Source organism: Candidatus Zixiibacteriota bacterium, from assembly GCA_040753495.1.
GTDB lineage: Bacteria > Zixibacteria > MSB-5A5 > GN15 > PGXB01 > DYGG01.
This window is the reverse complement of sequence record JBFMEF010000121.1, coordinates 1-6,932: the sequence shown is the minus strand read 5'-3', so window position 1 is coordinate 6,932 and position 6,932 is coordinate 1. Positions and strand designations below refer to the sequence as shown.

At 50.5% G+C, this 6,932-nt stretch carries 5 protein-coding genes; 4 read left to right on the top strand and 1 reads right to left on the bottom strand.

The window, feature by feature from the left end:
* Positions 1-503: 503 nt before the first annotated feature.
* Positions 504-1,472 carry a hypothetical protein gene (locus AB1690_07895; GenBank protein ID MEW6015230.1) on the bottom strand — a complete coding sequence of 323 codons (969 nt, stop codon included), beginning with the start codon at positions 1,470-1,472 and terminating at the stop codon, positions 504-506.
* 198 nt (positions 1,473-1,670) lie between these two features.
* On the opposite strand from AB1690_07895, the gene AB1690_07890 reads away from it, so the two are divergent.
* The 4 genes from AB1690_07890 (at position 1,671) to AB1690_07875 (ending at position 6,902) form a co-directional block, all read left to right on the top strand.
* Complete coding sequence (locus tag AB1690_07890; protein MEW6015229.1) at positions 1,671-2,144, top strand: CopD family protein; 474 nt, start codon at positions 1,671-1,673, stop codon at positions 2,142-2,144.
* A 157-nt stretch (positions 2,145-2,301) separates the two neighbouring features.
* Complete coding sequence (locus AB1690_07885; GenBank protein MEW6015228.1) at positions 2,302-3,288, top strand: zinc-dependent alcohol dehydrogenase family protein; 987 nt, start codon at positions 2,302-2,304, stop codon at positions 3,286-3,288.
* A gap of 113 nt (positions 3,289-3,401) precedes the next feature.
* Positions 3,402-6,269: a protein kinase gene (locus AB1690_07880; GenBank protein ID MEW6015227.1), complete on the top strand. Its 2,868-nt coding sequence runs from the start codon at positions 3,402-3,404 to the stop codon at positions 6,267-6,269.
* Between the two features lie 63 nt (positions 6,270-6,332).
* Positions 6,333-6,902 (top strand): DNA-3-methyladenine glycosylase I, encoded by a 570-nt coding sequence (locus tag AB1690_07875; GenBank protein ID MEW6015226.1) that lies wholly within the window; start codon positions 6,333-6,335, stop codon positions 6,900-6,902.
* Positions 6,903-6,932: the final 30 nt, after the last annotated feature.

The following is a 6,932-nucleotide window of genomic DNA, read 5'->3' as shown; positions in this document are numbered from 1 at the left end:
TTTCGTAATTTTTGGTTTGAAAGATGCTGATGGCATTGACCTTCCGTCAGTCAATGGTCTCTGTCTGGTCGTGTATCAGAAAGATGGTGACCAGTGGTATATTGCAGCCGCCCAGTGTATGGTGCCGCCGCCACTGCCGTCTAAAAAATAAATTGGCCGTGTAACCGGTGATATCAAGAGGCGACGTTGCCATATGGAAGCGTTTTCCAGCGAGTTTCGCCCATCACCGTATAGTACGCCCCAGTCGCAAACCGGAAGCTCACCGAAGTATGGTTAGAGTGAGGTTGGGGCTAACGATATAACCGCCGCCTTCACCTCAAGAGGAAACAGTTTTCATGGTAAAGTGGTCTTGCTGATCAGGCGCCGTGTTCGAGATCAAGCCGGCAGTCATTCCGTTCGACATATGCATCACCCAGAACATTATAGATTGGGAATCCTGGCATTATTCATCGTACTAACTACGGCGAATTTTATTTCAGCGTAATACCGGTTTAGCGCGGAGATTATTTCTTGATATGCCCGAATGATTTCAAGACATAAAGGGCGTCAATCGTTACGAATTCATTTGAGCGGGTCTTTCCGGCGCTGCCCCAATCGACAAGCGAAATTCTGTTCCCTTCCGGCTTCTTGGACACACGGTACAATTTCTGGTCACAGGGAAAACCGCCGTCGGGAAGTCGTCGCGATTCCAGAAGACTCAAGGCATCATAAGAACGGGAGTCGTTGGTAATGCCCGCTTCGGCAAGCGCCAGCAAAGCGTGAAGATAATCATATTCAAAATAGCGCGGATAATGAAGCCGGGTAAATGACTCGGCCATTGGACTGCCGTCACGCAGTCGTCTGAAAATTCTCCGTTTCAAAATCAATTCCGCCGCTTTATTGGCGGCTTCTTTTGAGCGTTTATTCCCGGTCATTTTGGCATGGAGCGCCAGAGCGCGGAGCGGCACGACCGTTTCTCGGTAAGACGAAATTTTCGTCTCCGGATTCTTGTCGCAGTTCCAGCCGCCATCAGGCCATTGCCACTCCGCCAGGCGGGCCGCCAGTTCATCGGTGCGCTCATCGGCGATTCCCAGACGAAGAGTGGAGAAGACAGCATTCCCTTCCTGCGAGGCGCATCGGCGAGTCAGTCCCTTAATATACCGGATGCTCTTGGAATGCTGCGAAGAAAATAGCCAGTCATAAACTTGATTTCGCAACGGTAATAAAAAATGGTCACCGGGCGGATACTCCAAATCGGCCAGCGCTACCAGCACCCAGTGGGCACCATACCATTTCGCGTAGGGATGGACTGCTATCTCGCCTTTCTTGTTTCTTTTGGAGAGCAGTTTCCTTACCCGTGACGAATCTACTATCTCTTTTTGCAGCCTTGAAACGGAGCCGCGGTTATCCCGGCTGCCCAGTAAATATTTGAGAGTTTTGAATTTGACCGAGGGGTCGCTCGAACTTAAAAGGTGGTTGAAAATCGGCTCCATAAATTGCTGTAAAACTATCAGTATAAGATGTTACATTATAATCAGTTCCATTGGACGAAGCAAGCCCATAAAATCATCCGATTTCAGAAAAATTCTGAAACATCCCTCATTTCTTCCGTATATAGAGACATAATTGGTCTAATAAATCCATTATGGTGGACGGCGATTAAACTTGATTCAAAGTGAAAGGAGTGTGTGATGTCATCGTCGGTTATTATCAATTTTTTTCATCTCATAGCGACCGTGGCTTGGATTGGCGGGATGATTTATAACGCCGCCATTTTTCCGGGGTTGATAGGAGCGGTGGAACCCCCCGGTCGAGGAAAGGTGATGGGGGCTATGGCAAAGCGCTTCACCATTCTGGCATGGGTTTCGGTACTGATACTGCTGGTTACCGGATTGCTCAAGACCCCCTCGAGCATGCTGTTTGATACGGTCTCTTCCTATGGCATTCTGCTTACCGTGAAGCACCTGATGATACTTCTCATGATAATCTTCGGGATAATTATCTCTTTTGTCTATGCCCCAAGACTGCGCCGTCTCGCGCCGGCGCCGGGTGCGGCGCCTGACCCGGGATTCTTTGCGGCTCAGAAGGGGATAAAGATATATTCATCACTCAATACCATTCTGGGAGTCGCCGTCCTGTTTCTGGTGGCGGTGATGCAGGGCTAACCGGATAAGTCAAAACTTTAAAACCACGCTGATGACAATACAGGCAGGAGCGAGAGGCTCCTGCTTTTTTTTGCCAAATTGGCGATTGCCAAATTCCGGCGTCTCGGTTAGATTCCTCCTGGTTGCCACCGTAAAAACTTATTTGAATGATGCAATTATGCGCGCCATGATTCTCGAGAAACAGGGGAGGCCGCTGCAGGCGGCGGATGCCCCGGTTCCTGTCCCATCAAATGGTCAGCTGCTGCTCAAAGTTCATGCCTGCGGGGTCTGCCGAACCGACCTGCATGTTGTTGATGGCGATTTGAACGAGCCGAAACTCCCCTTGATACCGGGGCATCAGATAGTCGCGACTGTGGTTGATAGTTCAAAAAGTAAGGGGAAATTCCAGACGGGGGACAAGGTCGGCGTTCCCTGGCTCGGCGGCAGTTGCGGCAGTTGCCTATATTGCCTTTCGGGTCGAGAGAATCTGTGCGACAACGCCAGATACACCGGATACCAGATCGATGGCGGTTTCGCCGAATACACCGTTGCGGATGAGAATTTCTGTTTCCCGATTCCGCCCGGATATCCCGACCTGCAGGCGGCGCCGCTTCTCTGCGCCGGACTTATCGGGTACCGGTCGCTCAAGATGACCGAGAAAGCTCACCGGTTGGGGCTCTATGGCTTCGGAGCGGCGGCTCATATAATAATCCAGGTGGCAAAGTTTCAGGGACGGGAAATCTATGCCTTTACGAGGAAGGGGGATACCAAAGGGCAGCGGTTTGCGCAGGATTTAGGAGCGGTCTGGGCCGGGGAATCGGAGAGCGCTCCCCCGGCGTTACTTGATGCCGCCATTATATTTGCGCCGGCGGGGGAACTGGTCCCAAAGGCGCTTCGCGCCACTGCCAAAGGGGGGATTGTGGTCTGCGCCGGAATTCATATGAGCGACATACCATCGTTTCCGTACTCGATACTCTGGGGGGAGAGAGTGGTGCGCTCGGTGGCGAACTTGACCCGAAAGGATGGAGAAGAATTTCTGAGATTAGCGCCCCGTGTGCCGGTCAAGACCGAGGTGCATCCCTATCCGTTGGAGAAAGCGAACGAGGCACTTGACGACCTCCGTCACGGCCGCTTCACCGGCGCCGCCGTGGTGACAGTTGAATAGCCAGGTATTTACAGCTTCTCCACCGCTTATTTGAATTGCATCCTCAAGAGCCGCCTGATATATTGTGATAGTTATCCAGACCATTTATTATGCCCCCGGATGGGGGAAATCTGATGGAGAGGGAAAATCAAAAGGGTCCCGGAGAGGGGCCGTCAGGTAAGGTAACTTCAGGCGACCTGATTTCTCACTATAGAATTCTGTCTCATATCGGCTCCGGCGGCATGGGAGAGATTTTTCTTGCCGAAGACCTGAAGTTGAATCGCCGGGTGGCGCTGAAATTTCTGCCGGAGGATTGCTGCCCCGATGCGACCAAGAAAGCCCGCTTTCTGCGCGAAGCGCAGGCGGCGGCGCAACTGAGCCATCCCAACATTGTCGTCATTCATGAGATAAGCGAATATGCGGGACGTCCCTATTTTGTTATGGAATTTATAGAGGGACTTGACTTCAATGAGCATGTAAAGAAGAAGAATCCGAATCTGGGGCAGATAATTGAACTGGCGAATCAGGTCAGCGAGGGTCTCCAGGCCGCCCACAAAAGTGGAATAATTCATCGCGATATTAAGCCTGCCAACATCCTTGTTGACCACAGTGACAGAATTAAGATACTCGATTTCGGGCTGGCATCTCTCAAAGGAGTCGAAAACATTACCAGGACCGGCACGACTTTGGGAACACTCGGCTATATGTCGCCGGAGCAACTGCTTGGTGAAAAGATAGACCACCGCTCAGATATCTACTCTTTCGGAGTCACGCTGTATGAAATCATAGCCAGACAGACCCCCTTTGCAGGGGAATACTCGGCCGCGGTAATGCACTCCATTCTAAATGAGACCCCGCCGGCGCTGGAATCAATAGTTCCGGAAGTGCCGGCTACTCTGTCTGACCTGATTTCCAAAATGATTGAGAAAAATCCCGACCTTCGTTATCAGACGATGGAAGAAGTCAACTCCGAACTGAAAAGTCTCGCGGAATCATTTCGGAAGACGCCGGTGAATTCTGTTTCTGACGGATTCCCGCGAAAGACCGCCGAAAACATTATCGCTGTCCTTTATTTTGATAACCTTTTTGACCCGGACGACAGTAAAAAATGGGGAGAAGTTATCTCGGCGTTATTGATTTCGGGACTGACAGACCATCCGCAACTGACGGTGGTTTCATCACAGCGGCTGTATGATTTGCTTCGTCAGATGGGACGGGAGAAGCAGAATCGGATTGACCGGACAGTGGCATCACAGCTTGCCCATCGGGCCGGCGCCCGGTGGATGGTGGTGGGGGCGATTCTGGCGGAGACGCCCCTTCTGACAATATCATCACAGGTAATTGAAGTTGCCTCGGGGAAGGTCATTGCCGGGCTGAGAATTAGAGGTGAAGAAAGCGAGACCATTTTTACTGTGGTTGATAAATTGCTGGCGATGATAACAGAGAAGATAACGATTGATAAGAAGCCCTTGCTGTCGCCACTGCGGTCGGTGGCGGAAGTAACGACCTCGTCGCCGGAAGCGTATCGACATTATCTTGCAGGATTAGAGTGGACGGTCAAAGTCCAGGAGGACAAAGCGCGCGAGGAATTTGAGAAGGCGCTCGACTATGACCCCGAATTTGCAATGGCTTACTATTCCCTGGCGAGGATGCCCTTACCGAATAGACTTGCCCTACTCGCAAAGGCCGTTGAGTATTCGAAGAGGGCTACGTTCAAGGAGAAATGCTACATAATGAGTTGGAAGGCTCTAACCGAGGATGACATTCCTAACGCGATAAATGAGTTGGAAAGATTAATAGAGCGGCATAAAGATGAAAAGGAAGCCTATTTCAGTCTTGGTGTGCGGTATCATTATTTGGGGGATTATGAAAAGGCGATATCATATCTTGTGAAGGCGATTTCACTCGATCCTCACTTTGAAAGGGCATGGAATCAATTGGCTTATGCATATTACTTTGCTGGTAAGGTTCATTTATCCTTTCAAACAGCGGAGCAATATATAAGACTGGCTCCTGATGGACCGGCGCCATACGACACTCAGGCCGAGATTCTGTCATTCGCGGGAGAGGCTGATGCCGCAATACAGGGATACAATATTGCCTTGAAGAAGGGAATATTGCCATCAACTTGCTGCAATCTTGGCGTTCTTTATATACTGAGGACGGATTATGAAGATGCCCAACGGTGCTTCAATAAATTATCCGTGATTGCTCGCCGCCACCCCTGGGTTGACAGCGGCTTCTATGAAGCGGCCATTCCGATTCATCAGGGCAACTTCCAGAAGGCTCTAACCATGCTTGACAGCGCAATAAGTGATGATGAATTGGATCCGTCCCGGCAGATAATGATTTCATACAAGAGGCAGTTGAAGGCTGGGGTATTAATGGAGTTAGGGAAAAACGATGAAGCCTTTGAAGAATTGGACAAATCGGGATTAGTAGCGCGAAAAAGAGAATGGTTCCGTCAAGGCAGATCTTTAGCCATAGACCGCATCTGGCTTCTGGCAAGGACTCATCGTCATGATGAGGCGAGAAAGGAATTGGAGAGTATCGGCACGAGTTCATTTACGCCGAAATGGTTAGTCCGTGAAGACCGTCTGATTGCCGAAGGTTTGATTGCGTTTGAAGAGGGTGCTTATGAGTCAAGTTACCGCAGTTTAATTGCGGCAAATGAGAAATTCCCCAAATGGCCCTCAATCAGGAGTTTTCTAATTGACCGCATAGCGGCAAGGTGCTGTATCAATACAGGCAGGTCTGAACGCGCAATACAGATTCTGAGTAGATCGCTTAGTATCTATGCAAATGCCAGAATCTGGAATCTTGCCGCCGATGTGAAAAACCATTATTACCTCGGTATCGCCTACGAGAATACCGGACAGACCGATAAAGCTGTCGAGCAATATCGCACCTTCCTCAATATCTGGAAATCGGCCGACCGACAATTGCCCGAGATGGCAGATGCCCGAAACCGGCTGGACCGCCTGGCTTCAGGAAATGATTGACAAGCCGCGCTGACTTAATCAATTTATAACAGAATTCCTTTGTCAATTAGCCGAGGAGATATTATGCCGACTCGCTGTGCCTGGGCGCAACGCCCAATAATGATTGAGTACCATGATAACGAATGGGGAGTGCCGGTGCATGATGACCGCCTGCTGTTTGAATTTCTGATTCTCGAGGGCGCCCAGGCCGGGCTGACCTGGCTGACGATTCTCCAGAGACGGGAGAATTACCGCAAAGCCTTCGACAACTTCGACCCCAAAAAAGTCGCCCGATATAACGCCGCCAGGGTCAAAACCCTTCTTAAGAACGAAGGCATAATCCGTAACCGTCTCAAAATCGAAGCCACCATCGCCAATGCCCAGGCCTATCTGGCAATCCAGAAAGAATTCGGCAGTTTCGATAAATATATCTGGTCCTTTGTCGGAGGGAAACCGCTCCTGAACGCCCGCAAGAGCATGAAAGAGGTGCCGGCTATGACCGCTGAAGCGGAGCGGATGAGCAAGGACCTGAAAAAGCGGGGATTCCGCTTCGTCGGACCTACCATCTGCTACGCTTTCATGCAGGCCATCGGGATGGTCAATGACCATACCGTTGACTGCTTTCGATATAAACCTCTGTCAAGGATGAAGTAGAAATCTGAATCTGGCGACTGGAACCGTTCC

Bases quoted from the DNA above. Each gene is read 5' to 3' on its own strand.
- AB1690_07885 (MEW6015228.1), top strand. From the start codon at position 2,302: ATGCGCGCCATGATTCTCGAGAAACAGGGGAGGCCGCTGCAGGCGGCG.
- AB1690_07875 (MEW6015226.1), top strand. From the start codon at position 6,333: ATGCCGACTCGCTGTGCCTGGGCGCAACGCCCAATAATGATTGAGTAC.
- AB1690_07890 (MEW6015229.1), top strand. From the start codon at position 1,671: ATGTCATCGTCGGTTATTATCAATTTTTTTCATCTCATAGCGACCGTG.
- AB1690_07880 (MEW6015227.1), top strand. From the start codon at position 3,402: ATGGAGAGGGAAAATCAAAAGGGTCCCGGAGAGGGGCCGTCAGGTAAG.
- AB1690_07895 (MEW6015230.1), bottom strand. From the start codon at position 1,472: ATGGAGCCGATTTTCAACCACCTTTTAAGTTCGAGCGACCCCTCGGTC.